Source organism: Collinsella sp. HCP28S3_E12, from assembly GCF_052065595.1.
Taxonomy (GTDB): Bacteria; Actinomycetota; Coriobacteriia; order Coriobacteriales; family Coriobacteriaceae; genus Collinsella.
Genome location: NZ_JBQHTS010000005.1, coordinates 91,300 through 115,934 on the forward strand (window position 1 = coordinate 91,300; position 24,635 = coordinate 115,934).

Here is a 24,635-nt window from a genome sequence, read left to right on the forward strand (position 1 = left end):
GACAAGTCGTCCGCAGTTTATTCCGATTGGATAGCATGTTAGACGTAAAAGGGGAGATAACTGCAAAGCGTAAAGAGCTTGCGTTAACTCAAAAAGAGTTCGCCGCTGCCCTTGGGATGGGGCCAAATGGTGATAGAACTGTGCGCCGGTGGGAGACGGGAGAATCTTGTCCTTCTGCAGCTGAGCTGGCTTTTATTCGCTCTTTTGGCCATAAGGCTCCATTTGCACAAGGCGATCGCAAGGACGCCCCCTTTACTTATATTGACCTCTTTGCGGGCATCGGTGGCATACGCATGCCTTTTCAAGAATTGGGCGGCAGGTGCGTTTTCTCTTGCGAGTGGGATAAGTTCGCGCAGAAGACCTATCGAATGAATTACGGGGACACCCCTGCGGGAGATATTCACGAGGTCCGCTCGGAAGACATTCCGAGTTTTAATGTGCTGCTAGCAGGCTTTCCGTGTCAGCCCTTTTCGCTTGCAGGTGTGTCAAAAAAGAAATCTATGGGCAGGGCGACGGGATTCGAAGACAAAACTCAGGGTACTTTATTCTTTGAAGTTGCTCGGATCCTGCGCGATAAGAAGCCGGAGGCTTTCCTGCTTGAGAACGTTAAGAATTTAACGAGCCATGACCATGGCAAAACCTTCAAGATTATTATGCAGACGCTTGAAGATGAACTGGGTTATGACGTCCATTACAAAGTGCTCGACAGTAAAAATTGGACTTGCCAACACCGTGAGCGCATCTATATTGTCGGCTTCAAGAAAAAGACTCCATTTGACTGGAATCAGCTTGATATGGGGTCTGGTGGTCATACTGTTAAGGAGATCCTTGAAGACAGCCCGGATAATCGATACATTTTGTCGGATAAGTTATGGGACTATTTGCGTGCTTATAAGAAAAAGCATCAGGCGGCTGGCAATGGATTTGGCTATAGCACAGTGGGCCCCGACGACACCACACGTACCCTTTCAGCGCGATATCATAAGGACGGTAGCGAAATTCTTATTTCTCGTGGCGAGGGAGTCAATCCCCGCAAGCTCACTCCGCGTGAATGCGCAAGGCTCCAGGGCTTTCCCGATCAATTCATCATTCCGGTGTCTGACACGCAGGCATATCATCAATTCGGAAACTCCGTTACTGTTCCAGCAGTGCGGGCGGTTGCCAAGGTAATGATGGAGGCTTATTTCGATGGATTACGGTGTACTGAGTAGCTACTTTGATGGCGCAGTCGCAAAGAGGCTGGTCGCGGTTGATATCGACGGGAAAGTAAGCAATCAGCACGAATTCAATGGTACCGCTGAGCTTCGATCGCTCTTTGGCGATAATGATATCAGGGGCATACCGACGACCTTTGCTTATCTGTGCGACGATGCTAACCCACTGTTTGACCATGGCTTCACAACTTGGTATGACGCTCGCAGGAAGCATCCTACTAGGACTGAATACAGGCTTTACTACAATGACAATGACGCAATTAAGGCCGCCCATATCGACGACCTAATGATCATGGCGATTTCTGATGAGCACGGTCTTTTGGTTGTGTTCGCGAGTCGAGGATCAAATGCCGAAAGTCAACTGAGGTGGCTGTTTGGTTTAGAGGATGTCTCTAGTGGCAGATTCTCGCGGTCAACGACCGATGACATTAGAATCGGATCGATTGCGGCATCTATTCTCGAGGCAATTGGTGTTGAGGTTGCCTTACCTGCTTCTGCCGAGTCATATCTGGACGATATGATCGAAAAGTTCGGCGACTCGTTTCCCAAAGGAATCGACTTCACAAGGTATTCTGCTTCGACGCTTGGCGATCTTGACTGGAGAGAATTTCCTGACCAGTGCTTACTCGATTGCTATGAACGAGAAGAGATTCTATTCAAGGTATTCGAAAGGTACTTACTTGAAAATGACCTCACTCCCTATATGAGGGGAGTGCTGGATGTTGACGCGGTACTTCGAATAACGATGTCAACATTTCAGCGAAGGAAGTCGCGAGCAGGTGCGGCGTTTGAACACCAGCTCGAGTTTCTGTTTAAAGGAAGGGGCATTCGTTATACCGCTCAGCCCTACACTGAGGGTAAATCGAAGCCGGATTTCATTATGCCGTCCATTGAGGCGTACAGAGATGCCTGTTTTCCGGTAGAGCGGCTGACGATGCTTGGGGCAAAGACGACAATAAAAGAGCGTTGGCGTCAGGTTCTCGAAGAGGCAAATCGAATTGATCATAAGCACCTAATTACGCTCGATGCTGCGGTTAGCACGGAGTACACGGATTCGATGCGCGAACACAATCTGCAACTAGTTGTGCCTCGTCCCGTTTTTGCTTCATATACTGCCGAACAACAAAAATGGTTGATGAGCGTAAGCGAGCTTTGCGAGATGCTTGAGGAAAAACAAGCAAGCGAATAGTTTGTGTGCCGTTCGCTTGCTTGACCGTACTCATAAGTTTTACGCGAAGGGCAATGTGTTGGGTAGTACTGCGGTAATTACATACACTGCTCACTGTTGGCTAATGGAACGTTGTAGATTGTAGTCACGAATGGTACGCATCCTCTCCCTGCCATTAGGCCTTCAAACAAGTCGTCAATCCCCAGCCTGCTCCTTAGCCAATCGGGCGCAGGCGCGTTTGATCTGATTCACATTCATCGGCGTCCAGGCCTTAAAGATAAAAGCGTCCTTTCCGTCAACGGTGATGGGCTCTACATCGTAGAACTTGCCTTCGCGGCCCGCTGGTATTTTGTCGCGAAGCAGCGGATGGCTAATACCCAAGGTGTCGAATGAGCACCGCTGGTCGTAAAGCGCACGTCTGTCAGGCGTCCCGTCGATAATCTGGAGCAGCATCCGTCGAACTTCGGCAGTGTCTATTGCCGGCCCAGCGGGGCGCTTTGGCTTGGCCTTGCTTTTCGGCTTGCGCTTCTTCTCCTTTTTGGGGTTTGCGGGCTTGTCGGGCTCAGCGGGATTGGCTGCGCCAGCTTCCTCCGCGGGCGCCTTGACCGCATCGGTTGCCTCTACCACAGGCTCGGCTTCAACGACCGCCGAGACCTCGATGGACTCCTCGGGTTCCGGTTCCGGTTCGCGCACAGGCTCTGCAGGATCAGGCTCCACCACTTGTTCAATTTCGACCTGAACAGGCGCCGCCGGATTCTCCGGCATCGCCGTAGTTGCAGCAAACGGTTCCCATTGCGGCTCAGGGCTTACCTCAACAACGTTCTCGGCAGCCTGCATGACATTCTCGATCGTAGCGCCCTTCGCAATTCCCAGACACTGCATCATCTGGTCAATAGAGTTTCCAAAGGGCGAGAGCGCCGCCAGTCCTCCGATAGGGGGGATGCCCTGCTGGCGGGCCCAGGACATTGCTCCTGTTGGGACGCAAGCTGCCTCGGGTGCCTGTCCGCAAAGGAGCCACACGCTATCGATGGGCATGCCGTTGGAACGAATGGTTTGAAAACGGTATTTGTTGATGCAGGGATTGAAGCGTTGCTCTTTTGCATTCTCGACAGACGTGAACTTGGAATCGAGTAAAAACAGCGAATTTTGGTCGGCATCTTTGAAGCTCAGGGCAAAATCGGGCGTCCAGTAGGAGTCACTTGGCTGCTGATCAAACAAATCATTTGCGAGCAGGCGATGCGCGCCAAGGCCGGCGAATTCTCGGTCGTTTCCATAGAGCACGGGCTGATACCACAGCGTGACCCGTTCGCTTCCACGCTGCAGGCGGTAGACGTTTGCGACTTCTCGTTCGTTGTTGGGCATCCCGTATTCCTGAGTTCGCTCAACTCGCTCAAAGGGAGCTGCGTACGAACTGTCCGGTGTATATCCCTGGCAGTCAAACCAACGGAGCAGAGAGGCGAGCGAGTACAGCTCGTAAAGGCGCGAGACGCGATGCATGCTCAAGATGAGACCTTCGCGCGCAAAATCAAATTCACCAAAAGCGTCCCACGCGCGCATGAGCTGAAAAAGGCGCGCGTAATGGGGTATTTCCTGGAAGATCTTGGTTTTGCGAGGCATCTGGAACGTGTTGGAAACGGCGGCCGGCATGGCTTCGGAAAGGAGCCTATAAAAGCGCTGTGCACGAGTTCTCTGTGCTTGGAGCTTTGACAGCAAAGGCTGGTCGCGTTCAATCTGCGCATCGATAATCATGACGGGAATGAGGTGTCCCTCGGTGCCCTGTATCCCAGACAGCCTGTTTTTCGCTTCTTGAAGGGCATCCAGCTTTTGATTGATGCCCGCGATTACCTGCGCGAGCGTGCGGGAAACGTGCGAGATAAAAGAAACGACGGACCTGTTCTCGTACGTATCGCACGAGCGGACGGTCTGTTTTGTTTGAATCTTGCGGCTATACCAGTTGCGTCCCTGCATACGGATAGCGGTACTCTGGCGCACGGGGAACAGCCGGTCGGGGTTTTTGTAAAGCCATTCGATTTCATTTCGACCGATCTGCCGCAACTTTTCGGCGGTGACGAGCTGCTCCGATCGATCGGTTTTGGTATATGGCCGTGTTTTAAAGTTGGGAAGCTCCACTTCGATACCGGCAAGGATTGTCTCGGCAAGCAAAACGAACGATCGAAGGCTGTTTGCTCCTGAGCCCTCCGCATTTCCAAGGAAGTCGCTGTCCTGAGTGTTTCCCGCCGATAGCATCCACCCAATGGGCGTGGCAAGTTCCTGCCCGGCAAGTTCATCTAGCAATCCCACGACATACTGGCGCTGATTGCTAATAGTGCTGGTGCAAGGGATTTCTTTTGTCTTTACCGCGAACGGCTCAAAGCGGCGCTGACACGAATAGATGCGAGCTTCGACGGTTGCAAACCCATAGGTATCCGAGAACGGTCTCCAATTGTTATTTCCATTGGAGGGGTCAAGTCGATAAACATAACTGCTGCCCGCCTGTTCTGGCATTAGGCAGCGCCAATGATGTTCGTCCTCGTTGATTCGCAGCGTTATCTTGACCGCACCCAGGTCACTGTCGGTAAACAAGGACAACTCATACTGGGCGCGGTCGACGATCGCCGCGCTGTAGTCTATTTCACCCAAGCCAGGTGTCCTGCGACCCTCGTGCATCTCAAACGACAGGGGAGCGGAAGGGTTACGGGGGTCGCGCAGGATAAGCCGGATCGAGCAGGCTTTAAGCGAAGAACTGGTAGAAGCCACTGTCTCCACCAACCTCGAGAATGTGCTCGATACGCTGCTTTGTCTTGGGAAGGCCGGTTATGGCTCCCAGGCCATCGAGCAGGTTTCTCACGCGATCCTCTGTTCCGCAGATTTGAGGCAGGACCTTTTGGGCGACGGCAAAATCGACCGGATCATAGGTGGTCGATGCCGAGGAGGTATCCATAAGGTTGCTCGCGGTAACGATGTAATTGCGCATCATGAGCTGGGAGCGCGGGCTTACGGGATGATTGGATGTAGCGCAGCATGTGAGCACTTCCTGGAATTTCGCCGCAAGGCCAGCGGGCATCTGCGTTTCGCGGACTCCAAATGCGGATTCGATCGTCGAGAGGGGGACGGCGGGCTCGTCGGAAAAGTCGTGCTCCTCGCTCTGAATGTCATCGATATCCAGGGGAGTGTCCGGCGCGTCGAGCATAATGACCCAGCTTCGGTCGAGGAAGCGGGGAGAGAGCTCTTCGGTTGTGTGGTCAAAGTTGACCGTCGCGATAAAGCGCAGCCAGGAAGGGGTCGTAAAGGCGTGCCCGCCGCCAAGGGAGAGCGCCGTGGGACGGTTCCTAAACTTGTCGCACGCCAGGAGGAACGGTGACCAGTAGTGCTCGAGCGAGCTAAGGTTTGCTTCGTCTAGGAGCATGATGTAGGGGGTGGGGGTGAGGTCTTTGAGCTGTTGCTCGGCATCGAGTTGCTCAAAGGCCTGGTAGGCGGCAGCGTTTGCAGGCTCCACGCGCTCCATAAAGGGATTGTAGAAGCCGATGAAGTCCTTGTAGCTGGTCCATCCGCGCTCGACTGAGACCTCGCAGAAGCGGTTTGCTTGGGGCTGGGTAAGCCCCAAGGCTCCGGCGAGTATTCCCGCGAGGCTCGTCTTGCCCGTGCCCGGCATGCCGGCAAAGGTAGTGATATAGCCTTGTGTAAGGCAGATCATAAGGTTGGCGATATCGTTGCGGGTAAAGTCGCGTCCAGCTCGATTGATGACGGTATCGCTCATACGGTCTAAAAGGTCCGAAGCTGAAAGCTTATCGTCGGACAGCATGGCGGGCATGGCCAAAGTGGGGGCTACTTCATTTGCTTGTTGCGGGTTTGCCAAGGGGGCGGTCCCCGACGGTACGGGATTGACCGCTCCCAGAATCTCGCGAACGACGGTCGACTCGAGGAGCTTTTCGCTCGCGGTCATCTCATCCTTAAACGACTCGACGACATTTTTAATGGCTCGCTTGGCAAGGACCTTGCCTTCTTCTAGGCTTTCGAGATCTGCTTTCGCGCTCCTGAGGTCCTCGAGCGTCTTATCGAGCTCCGCTTTGCGTCCGGTGAGTTCCGCTTCCGTCTCGGCTACGATTCGTTTTTTGACCTCGTCGCGGCTGGCTTCCGCCTCATCGGCGGCCGCCTTGGCGTCACGAGCTCGCTGCTCTGCTTGAGCAGTTTCTTCTTGGGCTCTTTGGATTTGTTTTTCCAGGTCAGCCTGACGGCGCGCGACCTCTTGGCGGATTTGCTCGTTCTCTTTGACCTTGTCATAGAACTCTGCAAAGTGCTCGTCATCTAGAACGTACTGTGCGAGCTGCTCGCTAGAGACGGTATCGATAATTTCGCGCTTGCGGTTGTCGGAAAGAGTCGACCACTCTTCGTACTTGCTCAGCGCGGTGAGCATGCGCTTGCGTCGCTCTGGGGTCGTGACGATCTTCGTTTCCAGGTCGGTGCAGGCCTCGATTGCCGTCTTAAGATTACGGGCTTCGTTTTTCGAAAGGCCGACTTCCGTGGTGCGTGAAACTCGAGCGATGGCGCTCAAAACCGTTTCATTGGGCATCCAGTCATACTTGCGATTGCTGGATGTAAATCGAGTTTTGATTTCGTCGATGTCGAGAAGGCGTGCATAGGGATTGCCCTCTCCATCGTTTACGGTGAGCTTAAAGGTAAAGCTCGACGCTTTCTCGGCAAAAATGTACTCGTCAAAAGACTGAACGGCCTTGATGGAATAGACGCCGGGTGCTTTTTGCTCAATCTCGAATGGCCCGTAGAGGTAAGGCTGGTCGTCTATTTCCTGGCGCAGCATGATGTACTTGGTGAGCGGCATTGCCTGTGAAACAGACGGATGAATGGTGCTGACGAGCGGTTGGCTGAAATCGATCAGCCCGTCGTCTGCGGAAATAATCTGAACAAGGCGTGATGAGATTTGGCTTTTTCTGAACTCGACAAAGTCGATGTTGCTGCGTCCCGGCTTCCAGTTGTAATTGGCAATTGAGTTGTAGCGATGATGTTCCAGATGGGGATAGTAGTTATTCTCCATGAACTGGTCGACATCAACGTTGGTTTTCATAACGACGAGTCGGCCAAAAATACCTTCGTATTCTTCTTTGGTTTTGCCTTCGAGTGTTACCGGGAGGCCGCCGATTTCGGGGAAGGTAGTGGTATCGATTCGCGTTATCTTGTCTTCGTCTACGAGGTATTGAGGATAGGTAATTGCTCGTTTTGGAGATGGCCCGTCGTACTCCACGTAGGTAATCATTTCCTTACGAACGCATTCCGAGATACTCGTAACTTTACGCGATGCGAGTGTGAAGCCCATGAGCGGTTCCTTTCAACACTGCCAAGACAGATGACTGACTAATAATTAATTGTACGGACGCTACCTGCCAATTTATTGAGCAACAAAATCGATTACGCGAACGGTTGATTACATGAGGTGAGCGCCAGTTTAGTCGTATGGCTGTCGCGATGTTCAGCTGTTTCGTCGGAAGCCAAAAGGCGAGAAGAGGATGCGTCGTCTGATCAGCCTGAGCAAATTAGATGAAACTATGCTATCTACCTGCTATTTCTGGATGAAAAAAGTTAATTCGTTTGATTGCCATGCATATTCGCAGGTAAACAGGCGCGTTTTTCATTAAATTAAATAATTAAATAATTAAATAAGAAATGCGCAGCTCAGTAACGCTTGGCCTCTTCCCAATTAAACCTAACGCCGCAAAACGCTCTTGTTTATTTGCCGTATCGGACATACCATTGGTTTGACGTGGAGAATGTGCTCGCGTCGTCATTCAATGAAAGGTGATCCACATGAAGAAGGCCTACGTCAAGCCTCAGGTTTCAAAGAAGGGCTCGGTTGCGATTATTACCTCCATGTCTTGCTCTCGTGGCGGCTCCGGCCGCTCCCATTGCCTGCGTGCGTAGTTTTTGCGGTCAGATTGATTGAAAAGACGCCTGCCCTACGGGACGGGCGTCTTTCTGTTTGGAGGCGTGATGCGGATTTCTTACTCACCGAATGATATCTGCTGGAGGGAATACGAACCCTTTACCGTTCTATACGATTTACGCACGCGGCAGATGCTTACGCTTGAGAACGTGGCGGCTGATATATGGCATAAGATTGCCAATGAGCAGTCTTGTGAGCTTGTTGACATTGCCAGATATATCGCACAGCAATACGACTGTGATAGCGGTGAAGTCATCAGTGATGTGTGTTCCTTTGTTGACGAGCTTTATGAAATGGGCATTATCCTTCTTGATGGAGGCTACAGCGAGGCTGAAGCTGTGTCGGGGAATTTCGCCAAGCCGGATGATGATATTGAGGGCGAAGTTATGCGATGCTTGGAGCCGTGCGATCAGATTTACTCAGCGACCTTTGAGATGACTTATGCGTGCAATGAAAGCTGTGTACATTGTTACGCTCATTTCCCTGGTGCCACGCAGTCGCATTGTGTAATTGATTTTGAAGACTGCCGTGGTGCAATCGATGAGCTATGCGAAATGGGTTGTATGCATCTCGCTTTTACTGGTGGAGACCCATTTGTGCATAGAGAATTCCCCGATGTTTTCTTCTATGCTAGAGAACGCGGGTTCGTCTGCGACGTATACACCAATGGATTATTTCTCTACGAGAATGATGCGCTGCTGGTGCGCTTGGCGAAAGCTAGGCCTAGGGCATTTTTCATTAGTCTGTATGGCTCAAATCCGAACGTGCATGATGCGATTACATGTAAACCTGGGTCATTCGACAGGACAATTCATGTTATAAAGCGGCTTCGGGAGCTCGATGTTCCTGTGGTTCTCAATGTTATGCTTCTATCGATCAATCATCTTGATCTTCCTAACGTTATCGATCTCGCTGAAAAGCTTGGAGTGGAATACCGCGTTAGTGCGAGTCTAATTTCGCGCAACGATGGCAGCGACAAACCCATGGAGTACTTCATTGGCGACAAGGCTGCTATTAGGACCGCGATTTCGGCGATCCGTAGTAACTATTTCTCAATTGACGTTTCTGCTTCGGGACTCGAAAGAACTGAGTACATGTGTGGTGCGGGAGTCACCTCGATCTCTATTGATCCCAGCGGGCAGATACATCCCTGTGTGTCCCTAAAAAATGTTCTTGGCAATATCAAGACCGGTACAGTAAGGCAAGCTTGGAATAGTCCAGCAAGAAAAACAGTGATGGAGTCTCTGAGATGGGATAATACGAGGGAATGTACATCCTGTAAAACCCGGGATTTCTGTCCACATTGTCCAGGTATGTCTCAGGCGGAATCTGGTGATATTTTTGCTTGCAATATGTGCGATAGGATAATATCCGAGTGCATAATGGAAATTGATTCCGGATACGTTGGAATGTAAGCCCGATTTTTGCGTCACTTCGACGTATCAGAAAATGCAATTATCGAAAACTTGCCTACACCCTCGCAATCCCGCGGGCAGCACTCAGCAGCTCGTACTCCCTCTGGCTCCACTGGCGCAGTTCGGCAGTCTCGACGGCATCGCGACACAGGTCCAGAAACACCTCGGCGCCCTCGTAGAAGCACTCGCGGGCAAAGTCACCCGAGCCGTCCGCGATGCACGTGCCGTCTGCAAACAGCTTCCAACTCGACGGCTCGCGTGAGTCGTCTCCGAGCAGCTTGATCTGCAGTACGTGCGGATTGCCGGCAGCACAGAGCTCTTCCTCGAGCTTCTGTACCGTAAAGCGCATCTGGTGGGGGAGGCTGTTCTTGACCATGGCCGAGGCATAGCCGTTCGGCTTGTCCAGAAGATGCATTCGTTTTGGCTTGGCTGCCAGGTTGTGGAAATTGCGCTCACTGCGCACGGAGAAATTGTCCATACGGACTCCTTTCATCGATGTTGGCAGGGCCACCGTGCCTCTTGGCCGGTTGGCGTCGGGATCGTGGAGCCAACTCTCTACCCCGACTCTGGATAAAACGCGCCCGCTCCTTGCGGGCACGATGGAGTCTATCAGCGCGCGCGGACACAAATCAAGCGCGCCTGCGAAATGATGTGCAGACGGCGCTTGATTACGCGGCAATTATTCGGCCAACATCCGGAAAAGTGTCGAAATCAGACTTATAAAAGTACGGAAAAGTGTCGAAATCGGCACCTCAAAAGTACGGAAAAGTGTCGAATCTGACGGTCTCAACATCTGGAAAAGTGTAACTGGATAACAAAACAGCACGTAGAAGCTGGTGCTACATATGGACGCTTCAGCCGCCCTCAGCCCCCGCTACTCGTCCCCGTCGTTGGGGTCGCCCTTGGGGTTGTTGACGTCGAGGTAGTCGTTGCTCTCGTCCTCTTTTTGCTGCGTTGCCGATTCGGACTCGACGGGGCTGCGGAACAGCTGAAATCCCTCAAACGCGATTACGCCAAGCAGCACTACGACGATCGCTATAAAGATAATCTTTGCTACTGGATTGAAATCCAAAAAGCGCGGCGCCTCTTCTGCGGCGTAGTAGTCGCCATAATAATCGTTGTTATCAGTGTGGCTATCGGTGTATGAGGATGTGGGTATAGCTTGCGCATGGTCGTCCGGCTCGTATTCGGAAGCAGACGCGGCGACAAGCGGATTTACCGGCTCGCCGAGCGTCGGCGCGCCGGCAGATGTTTCGTCCAGATCGGCATCAGCCCAGGAATCGAAGGCAAACTGACGGGTCGCAAAGTCGTCGAGATCTGCAACGGGCGGTTCGGGCGCAAGATGCTGCGCCGCGGCGATAAACGATGCCGTCTCGGAAGGATCGCCTGCCGAATGGGTTTTGCCGCTCATGGGCTCGTCGGCGGTCCAAGGGCGATCGCTCATCACGTCGTCGAGGCTCAACGCAAACAGATCGTCTTCGCCCTCGTCAAACGCGCGTTTCGCATGCCTGGCGGCAGAAGCGAAGCCTCCGTGGTCGTTGCGCGATGCGTTGCTCGACCCCATCTTGTTCCATCCTTTCGAACTGTCTCGTCCTTCGATTATATGGAACTTGCCTTGCGGCCGAGTCTTGGATTCGTGCATTCCAGAACTCACGCCCAAAAGGGGAGGGGCGCAGGCGCGCTGACTATTTGTCGCCGGCGGCAGCCTTTGCCTCGTTGAGGTAGCTATAGAAGCTGTACTTAGAGATGCCAAAGAACTCGCAGGCACGCTCGCTCGACTTGGAAATGAGGAAGGCGCCGCGACGATCGAGGTAGCCAATGGCGCGAATGCGCTCATCTTTGGTCATAAGGGCCGCGGGCTTGCCCACGTATTGCTCGCACTCGCGCAGCAGATCTTCGAGCAAGTCGCCGATGGTTTTGGTAATGGGCTCGGGCTCGGTGTAGCCCGTGCCGTCGGTGCCGGTAAAGGCATCGAGCGAGCGCTCAAAAGCTTTCATGAGCGTAATGTCAAAGTTAATGCCCAAAATGCCGACAGGCTTGCCCTCGTCGTTGCGGATAAAGATGGTCGAGGACTTAAGCAGCTTGCCATCGGCGGTTTTGGTGAGGTATGGCTCGCGGTCGTGCACGTCGGTGGTGTCCTCGTGCATGGACTCAAACACAATATGGCTGGGACCGTCACCCAGCTTGCGCCCGCTTACATGGCCGTTTTCGATCACCACGATGGAGTGGTCCACGTCCTCGGTCTCCAGATCGTGGACGACGATTTCGCAGTTGGGGCCAAACTGGAGCGCCAGGCCGTGTGCAAGGCGCTTATAAAACTCAATCTGTGCGGGGGTCATGGGTGCCTTCCTAAAAATTAGTTTGGGCACACTTTGCCATAAACCCCACTTGTTCGCAAATAACGAAAGCGTCGCTGCGTTATGAGCGCAACGCCGTCCGTTGGTTTCAGGCCTAAAGCCGGGCTGAGGTAAACCATGTAAAGGGGGCGCTCTGCCAACCGGCGGGGTGCCCCCTTTTTGCATCGTGGGCGTGCGGGATAAGCGCTTTCGATGTAGATGCCCCGCGACGCGCGTTATGGGTACGATGGCTTCAGGGGAGGTATCGCCATGAAACTTGGTTGCGTCATTATGGCTTCGGGCGAGGGCAAGCGGTTTGGCTCTAACAAGATGCTTGCCGATATCTATGGCGAGCCGCTGATTGCCCGGACCATCGATTCGGTTCCCCGGGGCTTTGACGTTGTGGTTTCGACGCGTTGGCCCGAGGTCGCTCAGATTTGCGAGGACAAGCATTGCCCGTGCGCGCTGCACGAGGGTGAGCTGCGCAGCGAAAGCGTCCGTGCGGGCCTTTCGTGGGGATTCGATCACAACTGGAAAGGTTGCCTCTTTTTGCCGGGCGACCAGCCGCTTGTGAGCGCGGATTCTTTTGAGGCCATGGTTCGCGCGTTTGACGAGCGCGGCCGCAAACACCCGGTGCGCTTGGCGTGCAGCGGTGAGCCTTCGAGCCCGGTGCTCTTTCCGGCGGAACTGTTCGATGCGCTTATGTGTCTTGAGGGCAAGGACGGCGGCGGTTCGATTCTCAAGGACCGCACCGACGTGGTGCTGGTCGAGGCGCGTGCCTACGAGCTGTGGGACGTCGATACCGCCAAGGGACAGCGCCGCGTCTCAGAACACGTTGCGGCCTGCTACGCGCCTCGCTAGCAGGGGGTGCCGCCAGGGGTAGCTAATTTGGGACGGGGCTCTTTTAGCTACCCTGCCTACCTGATGATTTTTCTCTCAACATGGGGTAGCTAAAAGAGCCCCGTCCCAAATTAGCTACCCCTGGAGGCTGGTGGCGACGACGGGGCGGCCGAGGGCAGCCTCAAAGCGGTCGGCTATCGTGGGGTCGCTGAGCGCGTCGACTTGGTTGAGTATGACGTGCGCGGCGTCGAGCCTCAGCGCCTGCATTTCGGCATTGAGCACCTGGGCGACGCGCTCGGGCGTGGCGATGTCGGTGGTCTCGCAGCCGCAACGCTCGCAAAAGAGCTCGGGGCGGTGGACGGCTTCGTTGATGGGCTTGCCGAGCCCCGAGGCGCCAACGATCCAGACGATGTTGGCCGTGCCAGAGGGAATCACCGGCTCCCAGGCAGCGTGGGCTTTGAGCGGGAGCCGCTTGCTGCCGTCCGCCTCGGCCAAGACGTAGTTAAAGCGCTGTGCCAGCTTGCCGAGCGGCTCGGCGGGGGCGGAGAGCTTGCCCGTCTCGGGGTCCAAGACACCTGCTTGGCAGATGCTTCCCCGCGCAAGGCCCGCGCAGGCCTCGCAGGTGCAACCGGGGACATGTGCGGCGCCCGGCTTCCAAGGTGCGGCGTCCAGGAGACGACTCGACCCGTCCCATGGCACGCCGGCGACGGGAAACATATGCGTGGTGGTGCAGAGGAGCACGCGGCCGCCCACGCGCATAAGCTCAAGGCCGAGCGCCTTTAGCAAGGTCGACTTGCCACCGCTGCCGATAATCGCGGTAATGCCCGGCTCGAGCTTGAGCGCGGAGGCAAGGTTTCCGCTCGTCGTTTCCATCTGTTCACCGCCGTATAATACTGTGATAATAAATAATCATCAGAGTAGCGGTCGAACCGCTTTTGCTCTGCTCAAACCGTAGCACAGGGAGGTGCCCCGGAAATGCTCGTTTATGTTCGCGGCGCCGGCGATATCGCCACGGGCGTCGCCGCCCGTTTGGTGCGCGCCGGCGTGTCGGTCGTTATGGCCGATATCGCGGTTCCCACGTGTATCCGCCGCACAATCAGTTTTTGCGAGGCCATTCGCCTGGGCGAGGTTCAGGTCGAGGGCATTCGCGCCCGCTTGGCGCAGACGCCGGCAGAGGCGCTTGCAATTACCCAGGCCGGAGATGTTGCCGTCGTGGTGGATCCCCAGGCCAAGATGCTCGACGAACTTAAGCCCGCTGCCGTGGTCGACGCGATCCTGGCCAAGCGCAATTTGGGCACCACGCGCGATATGGCGCCTGTCGTCATTGCCGTAGGACCGGGCTTTACCGCGCCGCTCGATTGCGATGCCGTGGTCGAGACCATGCGCGGTCATTTTCTCGGCCGCGTCATCACCCAGGGCTCGCCCCAGCCCAATACGGGCGTGCCGGGTGTCATCGCCGGCTATGGCAAGGAGCGCGTTATCCACAGCCCCGCCGCCGGCGTGTTTAGGTCCGACCATGTGATTGGCGACATCGTGAGTGCCGGTGATGCGATTGGGTATGCGGGCGATGCGCCCATGGTCACGCAGATTGACGGCTGCTTGCGCGGGCTTTTGGCGAACGGCGTTCAAGTCACTGAGGGCTTTAAATGTGCCGATGTCGATCCACGCGGCGATGCCAGCTATATCAACTATATTTCGGACAAGGCGACGTCGGTCGGCGGCGGCGTACTCGAGGCGCTCGCCATGTTCACCGACGTTTTTAGGTGATAGGAAGCGACGATGGAAAAGCTCGATGTGGTGAATGCTGCGCTTGGCGCTCTGAAGGCCGGTAAGACGTGCGAGCTGGTGGTAGTTGCCGGCACGGCAGGGTCATCGCCGCGCGGCGTGGGCGCCTGGATGGCCGTCTTTGCCGATGGCAGCCAAGCGGGCACCATCGGTGGCGGTAAGATTGAGCTCCTTGCGCTGGACGAGGCGCGCGAGCTGTTGGCCGCAGGGCAATCGCGTCTGGTCCGCTACACCATGGGCGGCGAGAACTCCGATACCGGCATGATCTGCGGCGGAGCCATCTGCCTGTGCTATCTGCACCTGGATGCATCGCAGGCGCCGTTGTTCCAGTCGGTTGCCGACGTCTTGGCGTATCGACGCATCGGCGACTTCGTCATCGACTTTGAACCGTTTATCGCAAGCGCGCTCGAAAGCGACGCTGCCGAATACCATGGCGAGGAGTCGCGCCGCACCATTGTGGGTTGCCCCGGGCTTTCGCTGACGGAAGAGGGGAGTAAGGTCACCTACACCAACGCCGCCTCCGAGATTCCCCCGGCGCACATCGAGACGCTTTGCCCCGAGGGCCTGACCTACATCTTTGGCTGCGGTCACGTGGGCGCCGCGACGGCGCGCGTGCTCACGGCGGCGGGCTTTGCCGTTGTGGCGTGCGATGACCGCCCCGGCACGCTGACGCCCGAATGGGTGCCCGGCGTCTACGACCGTCGTCTGGTCGACTACAAGAACCTGGACGAGCAATGCCCCATCGGTCCGCGCGATCTGGTGGTCGTCGCCACGGCGGGCCACAAGTCCGATATCGATGTGGTGATTCAGGCCATGCGCGCCAAGCCCGCCTATTTGGGTTGCCTGGGTTCGCGCCGCAAGACGGCCTTTGTGCGGGCTCGCTTGGAGCAGGAGGGCTTTACGCAGGACCAGATCGACGAGCTGCACCTGCCGATCGGCGTTGCCATTCAGGCCGAGGATCCCGAAGAGATCGCCATCTCCATCGCCGCCGAGATGATCCATCTGCGTCGCACCAAGCTCGTCCCCCGCAAGCGCTAGTCGCATCCCAGAGGTAGCTAATTTGGGACGGGGCTCTTTTAGCTACCCTGCCTGCTCGATGATTTTTCTGGGACGGGGATTAAAAAATCATTAGGTACGCAATGATTTTTTAATCCCCGTCCCAGAAAAATCATCTCGAGGCGTTCGCTCACTGTTGGGTAGCTAAAAGAGCCCCGTCCCAAATTAGCTACCCCAGCCCTCTGCCGCATGCGGGTCAAAATGCTACCTGTGCCATATGCCCTATAATGTCCGCCCGTTGGGCGGCATAGGGCCGCTGCCTAGGGTATGGGAGGCGTAAATGGCAGAGTCGGTGGCAGGGGACGCCCTGTTCGAGCGTACGGGAAAAGTTTCGTTTGTGCAGGTATTGCCCCATGCACTGCAGCATGTGCTGGCGGCATTCGCGGGTATCGTTACGCCCGCTATCATCATCGCGTCGGTCTGCGGCTTTACCCCTCAAGAGGAAGCCGCCGTCATTCAGGCGTCGCTGGTCCTCTCGGCGCTTGATATTTTCCTTCAACAGTTCCCCATAAAAGGCATCGTCGGTTCGGGCCTGCCCATCGTGATGGGCGCGAGCTTTACCTTCGTGCCGGCACTTAAAGCGGTCGGTCTTGAGCTTGGTTTCGAGGCCGTGCTGGGCGCTCAAGTTATCGGCGGCGCGCTCGTCGTGCTCTTCGGTCTTTTGTTTAAGCGCGTGAGCTTTCTGTTCCCAGCTCCGGTGCTCGGTACCGTCATCTTTGTCATTGGCCTGTCGCTGTGCCCGGTTGCCGTGGCGTCCATGGCAGGCGGGGAGGGCGCGGCCGATTTTGGCAGCGTCACCAACTGGACCGTCGCGCTCGTGACGTTTGTCGTCACCTTTATGGTCGGTAACTACGGCAAGGGCGCGCTCAAGCTGGGCAGCATCCTGGCCGGTATCTGCGCAGGTTTTGTCGTTGCGGCGGTGTTGGGCATGGTCGACTTATCGGCTGTCGCGACTGCAAGTTGGTTTGCCCCACCGGCGTTTGGCGCCCATCGTCTGGTGTTCGATCCAGCGGCGTGCGCCGTGGTGGGCGTTGTGGCCATCGTGAACGCCGTGCAGGTTATGGGAGAGTTTGCCGCCGTGTCCTCTGCTGCGCTCGATACCCCCGCGACCGATAGTCAGATCTCGGGCGGATTGATCGCCAATGGTCTCGTCGGTATGCTCTCGGGCTTTTTGGGCGGCGTCCCCACGGCAACCTTTGGCCAGAATGTGGGCATCATCGCCGAGAACAAGGTCGTCAACCGTATGGTCTTTACGCTCGCAGCCGCCATTCTGCTCGTCGCGGGCCTGCTGCCCAAGTGCGCGGCAGTGCTCACGTCCATTCCGCAACCGGTGATCGGCGGCGCCACGATCGGCGTGTTCGCAACCATCGGCATGAACGGTGTGGTCATGTTTTCCCGCCACGGCCTGTCTCAGCGCGATACCACGCTCATGGGTCTCTCTATCGCCTTTGGCACGGGTATTGAGCGCACGGCCGGCGCGCTTGCCGGCGCTGGATTCCCCGCATGGGTCGACACCGTCTTTGGCGGATCCTCCATTGCCGTCGCCGCACTTGTCGCCGTCGTCCTCAACCTGGTCCTGCCTCGCCAAAAATAACGCCCCATATATGAGTTGCGGTGAAATACGGATTGTTTAAGCCGGTTAAGCTGTCAAACAGTCCCTATTTCACTGCAACGGCTTTTTGGGACCCATTTGTGCGAGGGAGTTGTGGAGTTGTGCAGGCAGACGATGTTTTTCTGGAAATACGCACCCAATGCGCGTATAGTACCGATTGTTTTGTCGGCTCCTGCTGCGTCGAGTCCAAACCGCGAAATGCCATGAGCGGCGCGGATGCAGTCAGGAGGCACGAGGACAACCCACCGTGGCCACGCCCCGTGCTTAAAACCCCAAGAAGGAGTGAACAATGGCAGAAGAGAAGTATGTGCCGCGTCTGAAGGCCAAGTACAACAACGAGGTCAAGCAGCAGCTTCAGGACAAGTTCCAGTACGAGAACGTCATGATGATCCCCAAGTTTGAGAAGATCGTCGTGAACATGGGTGTCGGCGAGGCCGCTACCGATTCCAAGGCCATCGACGGTGCCGTGCGCGACCTGCGCGCCATCACCGGCCAGCAGCCGATGATCACCCGTGCCCGCAAGTCCATCGCTACCTTCCGCCTGCGCGCTGGTATGCCGATCGGCTGCAAGGTTACCCTGCGTGGCGACCGTATGTGGGAGTTCTTCGATCGTCTGACCTCCGTCGCTATCCCCCGTATCCGCGACTTCCGCGGCATCTCCGCCAAGAGCTTCGACGGCCGTGGTAACTTCTCCATGGGCGTCACCGAGCAGCTCATCTTCCCCGAGATCGACTTTGACTCCGTCGATCACCAGCGTGGTATGGACATCACTTTCGTGACCACCGCCAACACCGATGAGGAGGCCAAGGCCCTTCTGGACGCCTTTGGTTTCCCGTTCAAGAAATAGGTTCACCTGCCCTATAAGCGCCGTTCCCACAAGGGGGCGGCGCTTGGGGCGAACAATACTCTATGTGAGGAGGATATAAGTGGCTAAGACATCGATGATCGTCAAGTGCAATCGCAAGCAGAAGTTCTCTACTCGTGAGTACACGCGCTGCCAGCGCTGCGGCCGTCCGCACTCTGTGTACCGCAAGTTCGGCCTGTGCCGTGTCTGCTTCCGCGAGCTTGCACTCAAGGGCGAGCTTCCCGGCGTTAAGAAGGCCAGCTGGTAAGTCACTACCAGCGTTTCAAGCATCCGTTTGGAACAGGGAAAACGTGCTAGTTAGGCTTTGCCGTTAAGGGCGGCGAAGAACCAAGAGCACGTGTTCATCAAGAACGAAGGAGAATCTGTATGAACCTTACAGACCCGATCGCAGATATGCTTACGCGCATTCGTAACGCTAACTCTGTGAACAAGGCCACGGTCTCCATGCCGAGCAGCAAGAAGCTCGTCGAGATCGCTCGTGTTCTGCACGAGGAGGGCTACATCGAGGGCTACGATGTCGAGGACACCGTTCCCCAGAAGACTCTGCACATCACGCTTAAGTATGGTCCCAAGAAGGCTAAGGTCATCAACGGCATCCGCCGCATTTCCAAGCCGGGCCTGCGTAAGTACACCGGCGTTGCCGACATGCCCCGCGTCCGCGGTGGCCTTGGTACCGCCATTATTTCCACCAGCCATGGCGTCATGACCGACCGCGATGCTCGCAAGCACAACGTCGGCGGCGAGATCATCGCTTACGTCTGGTAATTCGCTCGGTAGGTAGAAGGAAAGGAGATCACCGTGTCTCGTATCGGTAATAAGCCTGTCCAGATTCCCGCCGGAGTCGAAGTGGCAGTCAACGGCAACAACGTTGTCGTCAAGGGCCCCAAGGGCCAGCTCGAGCTCGATGTCTATGAGAAGCTCGCTATCAACATCGAGGACAACGTCCTCACCGTTTCCCGTCCCGACGACGAGCGTGAGACCCGTGCCCGCCACGGCCTCACCCGCGCCCTCATCCACAACATGGTTGTTGGCGTTTCCGAGGGCTTCGAGAAGAAGCTCGAGCTCGCCGGCGTCGGTTACCGCGTGCAGCAGAAGGGCAAGAACCTCGAGTTCTCCCTGGGCTTCTCGCACCCCGTGATCGTCGAGGCTCCCGAGGGTATCACCTTCGAGGTTCCCGACAACACCCACGTGAACGTCAAGGGTATCAACAAGCAGCAGGTCGGTCAGATCGCCGCTGAGATCCGCGGCCATCGTCCTCCCGAGCCTTACAAGGGCAAGGGTATCCACTACGTTGGCGAGCACATCCGCCGCAAGCTGGGTAAGGCCGCCAAGTAGTCGTAACCGACTCACTCGCATAAGACCAGCACCCCGTTAGGTGCTGGCAAGATCAACCTTTTTAGGAGTTTACGTATGAACAAGCATAAGGCGAAGCTGGAAGGCCTCAAGCGTCGTCAGCGTCGTGTTCGCGGCAAGATCTCGGGTACCGCCGAGCGTCCGCGTCTTCGCGTGACCCGTACCAACGCCAACATCTATGCCCAGATCATCGACGACAGCAAGGGCTCCAGCCTGACGCTCGTCTCTGCCTCGACCCTCGAGGCCGAGTTCAAGGGCACCCACACCTCGAACAAGGAGGCTGCGGAGAAGGTCGGTCAGCTCGTTGGCAAGCGTGCCATCGAGGCCGGCATCACCAAGGTCGCCTTCGATCGCGGTGGCCGTATCTACCATGGCCGCGTCAAGGCCCTCGCCGACGGTGCTCGTGCCGCCGGTCTCGAGTTCTAGGAGGTATGTAGCACATGGCTCGTAATCAGAAGCAGCAGCGCGAGGCCTCCGAGTTCGAGGAGCGCGTCGTTTACATCAACCGCGTGTCGAAGACCGTCAAGGGCGGTCGTCGCATGAGCCTCGTCGCTCTCGTCGTCGTTGGCGATGGCAAGGGCAACGTCGGCGTTGGCATGGGCAAGTCCGCTGAGGTGCCCATGGCCATCTCCAAGGCGTCTCTCGATGCCAAGAAGAACATGTTCCACGTGCCGGTGACCGAAGAGGGCACCATTCCGCACGAGGTTATCGGCCACTTTGGTGCCGGCCGCATCATCATCAAGCCCGCTGTCGAGGGTACCGGCGTTATCGCCGGCGGCGCTGTGCGTCCCCTCTTTGAGCTTGCTGGCATCAAGAACGTCCTGTCCAAGTCCCTCGGTACCGACAACGGCCTCAACATCATCAAGGCTGCCGTCGAGGGCCTCAAGGAGCTCTCCAGCCCTGAGGACGTCGCGGCTCGCCGTGGCCTGACGGTCTCCGAGATGTTCGTCGGTAAGGAGAACTAAGCATGGCTGACACCATCAAGATCAAGCAGGTCCGCAGCACCAACGGTTGCAAGCAGGACCAGGTCCGTACTGTCCGTGCCCTCGGTCTCCACAGGATCCGCGAGGTTCGCGAGATTACTGACAACGAGTCCGTCCGCGGCATGATCTTCAAGGTCAAGCACCTTGTCGAGATTGTAGAGGAGTAGCAAATGCAGCTTCACGATCTTACTCCCGCGCCCGGTTCCACCAAGAACCGCAAGCGCGTTGGCCGTGGCAATTCTTCGGGTCACGGCACCACTTCTGGCCGCGGCCAGAAGGGCCAGGGCTCTCGCTCTGGCGGCACCAAGGGTGCCGGCTTCGAGGGTGGCCAGACTCCGCTGGCTATGCGCCTGCCCAAGCTTCCGGGCTTCCGCAACCCCCGTCGTATCGAGTACACCGCTGTTAACGTTGAGCGTCTCGAGCGTAAGTTCGAGGATGGCGCTGTGATCGACGGTGCCGCTCTTAAGGCCGCTCGCATCACCAAGAGCGAGTTCGAGCCCGTCAAGGTGCTCGGCAATGGTGAGCTTACCAAGAAGTTCACGGTCAAGGTCGACAAGGTCAGCGCTTCTGCGCAGGCCAAGATCGAGGCCGCCGGCGGAAAGGTCGAGCTGCCGTGCTAAATGGTCTTAAGAATGCTTTCCGCATCAAAGAACTGCGCGAAAAGATTCTTTTTACCATAGCTATGCTCGTCGTGTACCGCATTGGTGCGCACGTTCCTGTGCCCGGCATTCCCTTCCAGGGGATGCTGGGCCTTTTCTCGACCGATAACAATTCGGTCGCCGCAGGTGCTATGGCCCTCCTGAATCTTTTCTCTGGCGGCGCGTTGAGCTATGTGTCGGTGTTTTCGCTGGGCATCATGCCTTACATCACCAGCTCGATCATCCTCCAGATGCTCCAGGCCGTTGTGCCTTCCCTGCATGAGCTTGCCCGCGAGGGCGAGGTCGGTCAGACCAAGATTACGCAGTATTCGCGTTACCTCACCCTGGCTCTGGCAATCCTCAACTCCGTGGGTTACCTCTTCCTCTTTAAGAGCTTCGGCATCAGCTTTAATGGCGCCGCCGCTCCCGAGATCATCTTCGACCTCATGATCGTCGGCACGCTCACCGCGGGCGCCATGCTGATCATGTGGATTGGTGAGCTCATTACCCAGCGCGGTATCGGCAATGGCATGTCGCTGATCATCTTTGCGAACATCATGGCCGGTCTGCCGCAGGCGATCTTCTCCAGCACCGAGGGCAATGGCGGTGGCATCATCACTATGGTGATCATCTGCGCCATCATCCTGCTGGTTATCCCGCTGATCGTTTTCCTTGAGCGCGGCCAGCGCCGCATTCCGGTCTCCTACGCTAAGCGCGTCGTGGGCCGTCGCATGATGGGTGGCCAGACCACCTACCTGCCCATCAAGGTCAACACCGCGGGTGTCGTGCCGATCATCTTCGCTTCGGCGCTGCTGTACTTCCCGGCTCAGGTTGCCGTGTTCTTCCCCGGCATCGGCTGGATTCAGGCAGTTGCCTCTGCGCTTTCGACCGGTTGGCTCAACTGGGTGCTTAACGTTGTCCTCATCGTGTTCTTCGCGTACTTCTACACCTCCATGGTGTTCAATCCCGATGACACGGCCGACAACCTTAAGAAGCAGGGCGGCTTCATTCCGGGCGTTCGTCCGGGTAGGGCTACCGCGGCCTACATCAAGAACGCGCTCAACAAGATTACGCTTCCCAGCGCTGTCTTTTTGGCGCTCATCGCCATCGTGCCTTCGATCATCTTCTCCTTCACGGGCAATCAGCTGATCCAGGCATTTGGCGGCACGTCCATCCTCATCATGGTCGGCGTCGTGCTCGACACGGTCGACAAGCTCGAAGGCCAGATCAAGATGTATGATTACGATGGATTCTTTAAATAGGCTAGAGGAGGATTGCTCATGAACCTGGTATTGCTCGGAGCTCCGGGTGCCGGTAAGGGCACCGTTGCACAGGAGCTCGTCGCCGAGTTTGGCGTCGCCCACATCTCCACGGGCGACCTGCTGCGTGCTGCCGTCAAGGGTGGCACCGAGCTTGGTATTCAGGCTAAGAAGTACATGGACGCTGGCGAGCTCGTTCCCGACCAGCTCGTGATCGACCTTGTCAAGGAGCGCCTTGCCGCCGATGACGCCCAGCAGGGCTTCATCCTCGACGGCTTCCCGCGCAACACCGCCCAGGCTGTGACGCTCGATTCCGAGCTCTCCGCCATGGGTCGCGAGATCGACTGCGCCCTTCTGGTCGACGTGGCCCCCGAGGTCATCATCGATCGTCTGTCTTCGCGTCGCACCTGCCGCGCCTGCGGTTACACCGGCACTGCTGCCGATGTTACTTGCCCCAAATGCGGCGGCGAGATGTATCAGCGCGACGACGATAAGCCCGAGACCATCAAGAACCGTCTCGACGTCTACGAGAAGTCCACGAGCCCGCTTGTCGATTACTATCGTGGCCAGGGTCTGCTCAAGTCGGTCAACGGTGACCAGGCTCGCGAGACCGTATACGGGGATGTCAAAGAGGCCCTCGGTCTATGATTAAGATTAAGTCTGCAACGCAAATCGAGCAGATGAAGAAGGCAGGAGCGCTATCTAAGATGGCGCTCCGCCACGTTGGAGCCATGGTGCGCCCCGGCGTTTCGACTTTTGAGCTCGATCAGCTCGCGGAGCAGATTATCCGCATGCATGGCGGCACCCCGGCCTTTAAGGGTTACGGCGGGTTCCCGGGGACCATTTGCGCATCGATCAACGATGCCGTGGTCCACGGTATTCCCAACCCCGATATGATCCTGCGCGATGGCGATATCATCTCTATCGATACGGGAGCCGTTGTCGACGGTTGGGTTGGCGATAACGCATGGACGTTTTTCGTCGGCACCCCTACGCCCGAGGCCAAGGCCCTGTGCGAGGTTACGCGCGATTGCCTTAAGGCTGCCATTGAGCAGGCTGTTCCCGGTAACCATATCGGGGATGTTGGCCATGCCGTCCAGTCTCTCGCCGAGTCTCACGGTTATGGCGTGCTTCGTGACTATGTGGGCCATGGCATTGGCCGCGCGATGCACGAGGACCCCAATGTTCCTAACTATGGAAAGAAGGGGAGGGGCGTTCGCCTCCAGGCCGGTATGGTCATTGCCATCGAGCCGATGGTAACGATGGGTTCCAACCATGTGAGCACGGGCTCCGACGGTTGGATCGTCACCACCAACGACCACCTGCCCGCCGCGCACTACGAGAACACCGTCGCCATCACCAATGACGGTCCGGTGATTCTCACCACCGATGCGCAAGGATCCTGGTGTTCGCTCCAAGGCGGAGAAATGTAAAAGTTGCCGCCCCCTGATGCCCAACCTCGCCTTTCAATTTCGAAGGCATGACCCCAAGGTCTATGCCTTCTCATTTCAAGGCGATCTTGGGCATCAGGGAACGGCTTTGTTTTACATTTCAAATGTAACAAGTTCCACGTAGTTGTGGAGCCATTACGAAGTTATTACGATGCGTGTATACGTGTTGTAGAATACTCAATCGCTGTCGTTTTCTAGAGAAAGATGATTGCTTGTGAAGAAGGAAGACGCAATTGAGCTCGAGGGTACGGTAAAGGAACCGTTGCCTAATGCCATGTTTAAGGTCGAGCTCGAGAACGGTCATTCGGTTCTGTGCAACATTTCTGGCAAGATTCGAATGAATTACATCCGTATTCTCCCCGGTGACAGGGTTGTCGTGGAGCTTTCCCCGTACGACCTGACCCGCGGCCGCATCACCTATCGCTACAAATAGCGGCACGCATACACGCACTCTATTTCCGACTGCAGGCTTAGCTCAACCTACGGTCGGATTGTGTGTGAAGACCAGCCATAGTTTTAAACGCCTGCGGCTGGGCGAGTAGATAGTAGGGAAGTAGTTTGAGCGCTACCGAAAGGAAGAACGATGAAGGTACGTCCTTCGGTCAAGAAGATGTGCGATAAGTGCAAAATCATTAGGCGCCATGGCAAGGTCCTCGTCATTTGCGAGAACCCCCGTCATAAGCAGCGTCAGGGTTAAGAGAGGAGAC

Annotated in this window: 26 protein-coding genes and 1 riboswitch; of the genes, 20 read left to right on the forward strand and 6 right to left on the reverse strand. The window is 56.4% G+C overall.

Going from position 1 to position 24,635, the window contains the following annotated elements; all coding sequences use genetic code 11:
• Positions 1–35: 35 nt before the first annotated feature.
• Both dcm and ACTNBY_RS03390 read left to right on the forward strand, forming a co-directional pair.
• Positions 36–1,211: a DNA (cytosine-5-)-methyltransferase gene (gene dcm / locus ACTNBY_RS03385; protein ID WP_427727144.1), complete on the forward strand. Its 1,176-nt coding sequence runs from the start codon at positions 36–38 to the stop codon at positions 1,209–1,211.
• Positions 1,189–2,403 carry a type II restriction endonuclease gene (locus ACTNBY_RS03390; RefSeq protein ID WP_441015042.1) on the forward strand — a complete coding sequence of 405 codons (1,215 nt, stop codon included), beginning with the start codon at positions 1,189–1,191 and terminating at the stop codon, positions 2,401–2,403. Before dcm ends, ACTNBY_RS03390 begins: the two co-directional genes overlap by 23 nt.
• Before the next feature lie 174 nt (positions 2,404–2,577).
• Here ACTNBY_RS03390 and ACTNBY_RS03395 read toward each other — a convergent pair whose 3' ends face one another.
• Together ACTNBY_RS03395 and ACTNBY_RS03400 are read right to left on the reverse strand one after the other, a co-directional pair.
• Positions 2,578–5,139: a DUF2357 domain-containing protein gene (locus ACTNBY_RS03395; RefSeq protein ID WP_441063354.1), complete on the reverse strand. Its 2,562-nt coding sequence runs from the start codon at positions 5,137–5,139 to the stop codon at positions 2,578–2,580.
• The gene (locus ACTNBY_RS03400) at positions 5,114–7,711 is read right to left on the reverse strand and encodes a hypothetical protein (protein ID WP_441063357.1); all 2,598 of its coding nucleotides are present in this window, start codon (positions 7,709–7,711) and stop codon (positions 5,114–5,116) included. Before ACTNBY_RS03400 ends, ACTNBY_RS03395 begins: the two co-directional genes overlap by 26 nt.
• A 671-nt stretch (positions 7,712–8,382) precedes the next feature.
• Here ACTNBY_RS03400 and ACTNBY_RS03405 point away from each other — a divergent pair.
• A complete protein-coding gene (locus ACTNBY_RS03405; protein WP_441063359.1) occupies positions 8,383–9,750 on the forward strand; it encodes a PqqD family peptide modification chaperone in 1,368 nt (455 codons plus the stop codon).
• Positions 9,751–9,805: 55 nt separating this feature from the next.
• On the opposite strand, the gene ACTNBY_RS03410 is transcribed toward ACTNBY_RS03405, so the two are convergent.
• From ACTNBY_RS03410 to ACTNBY_RS03420, 3 genes are all read right to left on the reverse strand, one after another.
• On the reverse strand, positions 9,806–10,228 hold the full coding sequence (locus ACTNBY_RS03410) for a hypothetical protein (RefSeq protein WP_441063362.1): 423 nt from the start codon (positions 10,226–10,228) through the stop codon (positions 9,806–9,808).
• Between the two features lie 8 nt (positions 10,229–10,236).
• A riboswitch (SAM riboswitch) is annotated at positions 10,237–10,327 on the reverse strand.
• Positions 10,328–10,624: 297 nt separating this feature from the next.
• Positions 10,625–11,314 (reverse strand): hypothetical protein, encoded by a 690-nt coding sequence (locus ACTNBY_RS03415; protein ID WP_441063364.1) that lies wholly within the window; start codon positions 11,312–11,314, stop codon positions 10,625–10,627.
• 121 nt (positions 11,315–11,435) lie between these two features.
• Entirely contained in the window at positions 11,436–12,089 is a 654-nt protein-coding gene (locus ACTNBY_RS03420) for a helix-turn-helix transcriptional regulator (protein ID WP_441063365.1), read from the reverse strand.
• 267 nt (positions 12,090–12,356) lie between these two features.
• On the opposite strand from ACTNBY_RS03420, the gene ACTNBY_RS03425 reads away from it, so the two are divergent.
• The gene (locus ACTNBY_RS03425; protein ID WP_441063367.1) at positions 12,357–12,947 is read left to right on the forward strand and encodes a nucleotidyltransferase family protein; all 591 of its coding nucleotides are present in this window, start codon (positions 12,357–12,359) and stop codon (positions 12,945–12,947) included.
• Between the two features lie 114 nt (positions 12,948–13,061).
• Here ACTNBY_RS03425 and yqeC read toward each other — a convergent pair whose 3' ends face one another.
• Entirely contained in the window at positions 13,062–13,799 is a 738-nt protein-coding gene (gene yqeC, locus ACTNBY_RS03430; RefSeq protein WP_441063368.1) for a selenium cofactor biosynthesis protein YqeC, read from the reverse strand.
• 102 nt (positions 13,800–13,901) lie between these two features.
• On the opposite strand from yqeC, the gene yqeB reads away from it, so the two are divergent.
• The 16 genes from yqeB to rpmJ all read left to right on the forward strand — a co-directional run bounded on the left by yqeB (position 13,902) and on the right by rpmJ (position 24,625).
• A complete protein-coding gene (gene yqeB / locus ACTNBY_RS03435; protein ID WP_441063370.1) occupies positions 13,902–14,693 on the forward strand; it encodes a selenium-dependent molybdenum cofactor biosynthesis protein YqeB in 792 nt (263 codons plus the stop codon).
• 12 nt (positions 14,694–14,705) lie between these two features.
• On the forward strand, positions 14,706–15,749 hold the full coding sequence (locus tag ACTNBY_RS03440; protein ID WP_441063372.1) for an XdhC family protein: 1,044 nt from the start codon (positions 14,706–14,708) through the stop codon (positions 15,747–15,749).
• 298 nt (positions 15,750–16,047) lie between these two features.
• Positions 16,048–17,361, forward strand: a complete 1,314-nt coding sequence (locus ACTNBY_RS03445) for a uracil-xanthine permease family protein (protein ID WP_441015023.1) — start codon at positions 16,048–16,050, stop codon at positions 17,359–17,361.
• Positions 17,362–17,668: 307 nt separating this feature from the next.
• Positions 17,669–18,226: a 50S ribosomal protein L5 gene (gene rplE, locus ACTNBY_RS03450; protein ID WP_154516073.1), complete on the forward strand. Its 558-nt coding sequence runs from the start codon at positions 17,669–17,671 to the stop codon at positions 18,224–18,226.
• Positions 18,227–18,305: 79 nt separating this feature from the next.
• On the forward strand, positions 18,306–18,491 hold the full coding sequence (locus tag ACTNBY_RS03455) for a type Z 30S ribosomal protein S14 (RefSeq protein WP_022094280.1): 186 nt from the start codon (positions 18,306–18,308) through the stop codon (positions 18,489–18,491).
• A gap of 119 nt (positions 18,492–18,610) precedes the next feature.
• Positions 18,611–19,009 (forward strand): 30S ribosomal protein S8, encoded by a 399-nt coding sequence (gene rpsH, locus ACTNBY_RS03460; RefSeq protein WP_006235262.1) that lies wholly within the window; start codon positions 18,611–18,613, stop codon positions 19,007–19,009.
• A gap of 33 nt (positions 19,010–19,042) precedes the next feature.
• A complete protein-coding gene (gene rplF, locus ACTNBY_RS03465) occupies positions 19,043–19,579 on the forward strand; it encodes a 50S ribosomal protein L6 (RefSeq protein WP_370450587.1) in 537 nt (178 codons plus the stop codon).
• 75 nt (positions 19,580–19,654) lie between these two features.
• The gene (gene rplR / locus ACTNBY_RS03470) at positions 19,655–20,023 is read left to right on the forward strand and encodes a 50S ribosomal protein L18 (protein WP_118270231.1); all 369 of its coding nucleotides are present in this window, start codon (positions 19,655–19,657) and stop codon (positions 20,021–20,023) included.
• A 14-nt stretch (positions 20,024–20,037) separates the two neighbouring features.
• Entirely contained in the window at positions 20,038–20,562 is a 525-nt protein-coding gene (gene rpsE / locus ACTNBY_RS03475) for a 30S ribosomal protein S5 (protein ID WP_154516070.1), read from the forward strand.
• Between the two features lie 2 nt (positions 20,563–20,564).
• Positions 20,565–20,747, forward strand: coding sequence for a 50S ribosomal protein L30 (gene rpmD, locus ACTNBY_RS03480; RefSeq protein WP_154516067.1), 183 nt, complete (start codon positions 20,565–20,567; stop codon positions 20,745–20,747).
• Positions 20,748–20,750: 3 nt separating this feature from the next.
• Entirely contained in the window at positions 20,751–21,200 is a 450-nt protein-coding gene (gene rplO / locus ACTNBY_RS03485) for a 50S ribosomal protein L15 (RefSeq protein WP_006235267.1), read from the forward strand.
• On the forward strand, positions 21,194–22,480 hold the full coding sequence (gene secY, locus ACTNBY_RS03490; protein ID WP_370450586.1) for a preprotein translocase subunit SecY: 1,287 nt from the start codon (positions 21,194–21,196) through the stop codon (positions 22,478–22,480). Before rplO ends, secY begins: the two co-directional genes overlap by 7 nt.
• Positions 22,481–22,498: 18 nt before the next feature.
• Positions 22,499–23,125: an adenylate kinase gene (locus tag ACTNBY_RS03495; RefSeq protein ID WP_347486596.1), complete on the forward strand. Its 627-nt coding sequence runs from the start codon at positions 22,499–22,501 to the stop codon at positions 23,123–23,125.
• Positions 23,122–23,910, forward strand: a complete 789-nt coding sequence (gene map / locus ACTNBY_RS03500) for a type I methionyl aminopeptidase (RefSeq protein ID WP_441063374.1) — start codon at positions 23,122–23,124, stop codon at positions 23,908–23,910. The genes ACTNBY_RS03495 and map overlap by 4 nt, the downstream gene beginning before the upstream one ends.
• Before the next feature lie 232 nt (positions 23,911–24,142).
• Entirely contained in the window at positions 24,143–24,361 is a 219-nt protein-coding gene (gene infA / locus ACTNBY_RS03505; RefSeq protein WP_035137443.1) for a translation initiation factor IF-1, read from the forward strand.
• 150 nt (positions 24,362–24,511) lie between these two features.
• Positions 24,512–24,625: a 50S ribosomal protein L36 gene (gene rpmJ, locus ACTNBY_RS03510; RefSeq protein ID WP_006363204.1), complete on the forward strand. Its 114-nt coding sequence runs from the start codon at positions 24,512–24,514 to the stop codon at positions 24,623–24,625.
• The last annotated feature ends 10 nt before the right edge of the window (positions 24,626–24,635 follow it).

Bases quoted from the DNA above. Each gene is read 5' to 3' on its own strand.
- dcm (WP_427727144.1), top strand. From the start codon at position 36: ATGTTAGACGTAAAAGGGGAGATAACTGCAAAGCGTAAAGAGCTTGCG.
- ACTNBY_RS03390 (WP_441015042.1), top strand. From the start codon at position 1,189: ATGGATTACGGTGTACTGAGTAGCTACTTTGATGGCGCAGTCGCAAAG.
- ACTNBY_RS03400 (WP_441063357.1), bottom strand. From the start codon at position 7,711: ATGGGCTTCACACTCGCATCGCGTAAAGTTACGAGTATCTCGGAATGC.
- ACTNBY_RS03405 (WP_441063359.1), top strand. From the start codon at position 8,383: ATGCGGATTTCTTACTCACCGAATGATATCTGCTGGAGGGAATACGAA.
- ACTNBY_RS03410 (WP_441063362.1), bottom strand. From the start codon at position 10,228: ATGGACAATTTCTCCGTGCGCAGTGAGCGCAATTTCCACAACCTGGCA.
- ACTNBY_RS03415 (WP_441063364.1), bottom strand. From the start codon at position 11,314: ATGGGGTCGAGCAACGCATCGCGCAACGACCACGGAGGCTTCGCTTCT.
- ACTNBY_RS03420 (WP_441063365.1), bottom strand. From the start codon at position 12,089: ATGACCCCCGCACAGATTGAGTTTTATAAGCGCCTTGCACACGGCCTG.
- ACTNBY_RS03425 (WP_441063367.1), top strand. From the start codon at position 12,357: ATGAAACTTGGTTGCGTCATTATGGCTTCGGGCGAGGGCAAGCGGTTT.
- yqeC (WP_441063368.1), bottom strand. From the start codon at position 13,799: ATGGAAACGACGAGCGGAAACCTTGCCTCCGCGCTCAAGCTCGAGCCG.
- yqeB (WP_441063370.1), top strand. From the start codon at position 13,902: ATGCTCGTTTATGTTCGCGGCGCCGGCGATATCGCCACGGGCGTCGCC.
- ACTNBY_RS03440 (WP_441063372.1), top strand. From the start codon at position 14,706: ATGGAAAAGCTCGATGTGGTGAATGCTGCGCTTGGCGCTCTGAAGGCC.
- ACTNBY_RS03445 (WP_441015023.1), top strand. From the start codon at position 16,048: ATGGCAGAGTCGGTGGCAGGGGACGCCCTGTTCGAGCGTACGGGAAAA.
- rplE (WP_154516073.1), top strand. From the start codon at position 17,669: ATGGCAGAAGAGAAGTATGTGCCGCGTCTGAAGGCCAAGTACAACAAC.
- rpsH (WP_006235262.1), top strand. From the start codon at position 18,611: ATGAACCTTACAGACCCGATCGCAGATATGCTTACGCGCATTCGTAAC.
- rplR (WP_118270231.1), top strand. From the start codon at position 19,655: ATGAACAAGCATAAGGCGAAGCTGGAAGGCCTCAAGCGTCGTCAGCGT.
- rpsE (WP_154516070.1), top strand. From the start codon at position 20,038: ATGGCTCGTAATCAGAAGCAGCAGCGCGAGGCCTCCGAGTTCGAGGAG.
- rpmD (WP_154516067.1), top strand. From the start codon at position 20,565: ATGGCTGACACCATCAAGATCAAGCAGGTCCGCAGCACCAACGGTTGC.
- rplO (WP_006235267.1), top strand. From the start codon at position 20,751: ATGCAGCTTCACGATCTTACTCCCGCGCCCGGTTCCACCAAGAACCGC.
- ACTNBY_RS03495 (WP_347486596.1), top strand. From the start codon at position 22,499: ATGAACCTGGTATTGCTCGGAGCTCCGGGTGCCGGTAAGGGCACCGTT.
- map (WP_441063374.1), top strand. From the start codon at position 23,122: ATGATTAAGATTAAGTCTGCAACGCAAATCGAGCAGATGAAGAAGGCA.
- rpmJ (WP_006363204.1), top strand. From the start codon at position 24,512: ATGAAGGTACGTCCTTCGGTCAAGAAGATGTGCGATAAGTGCAAAATC.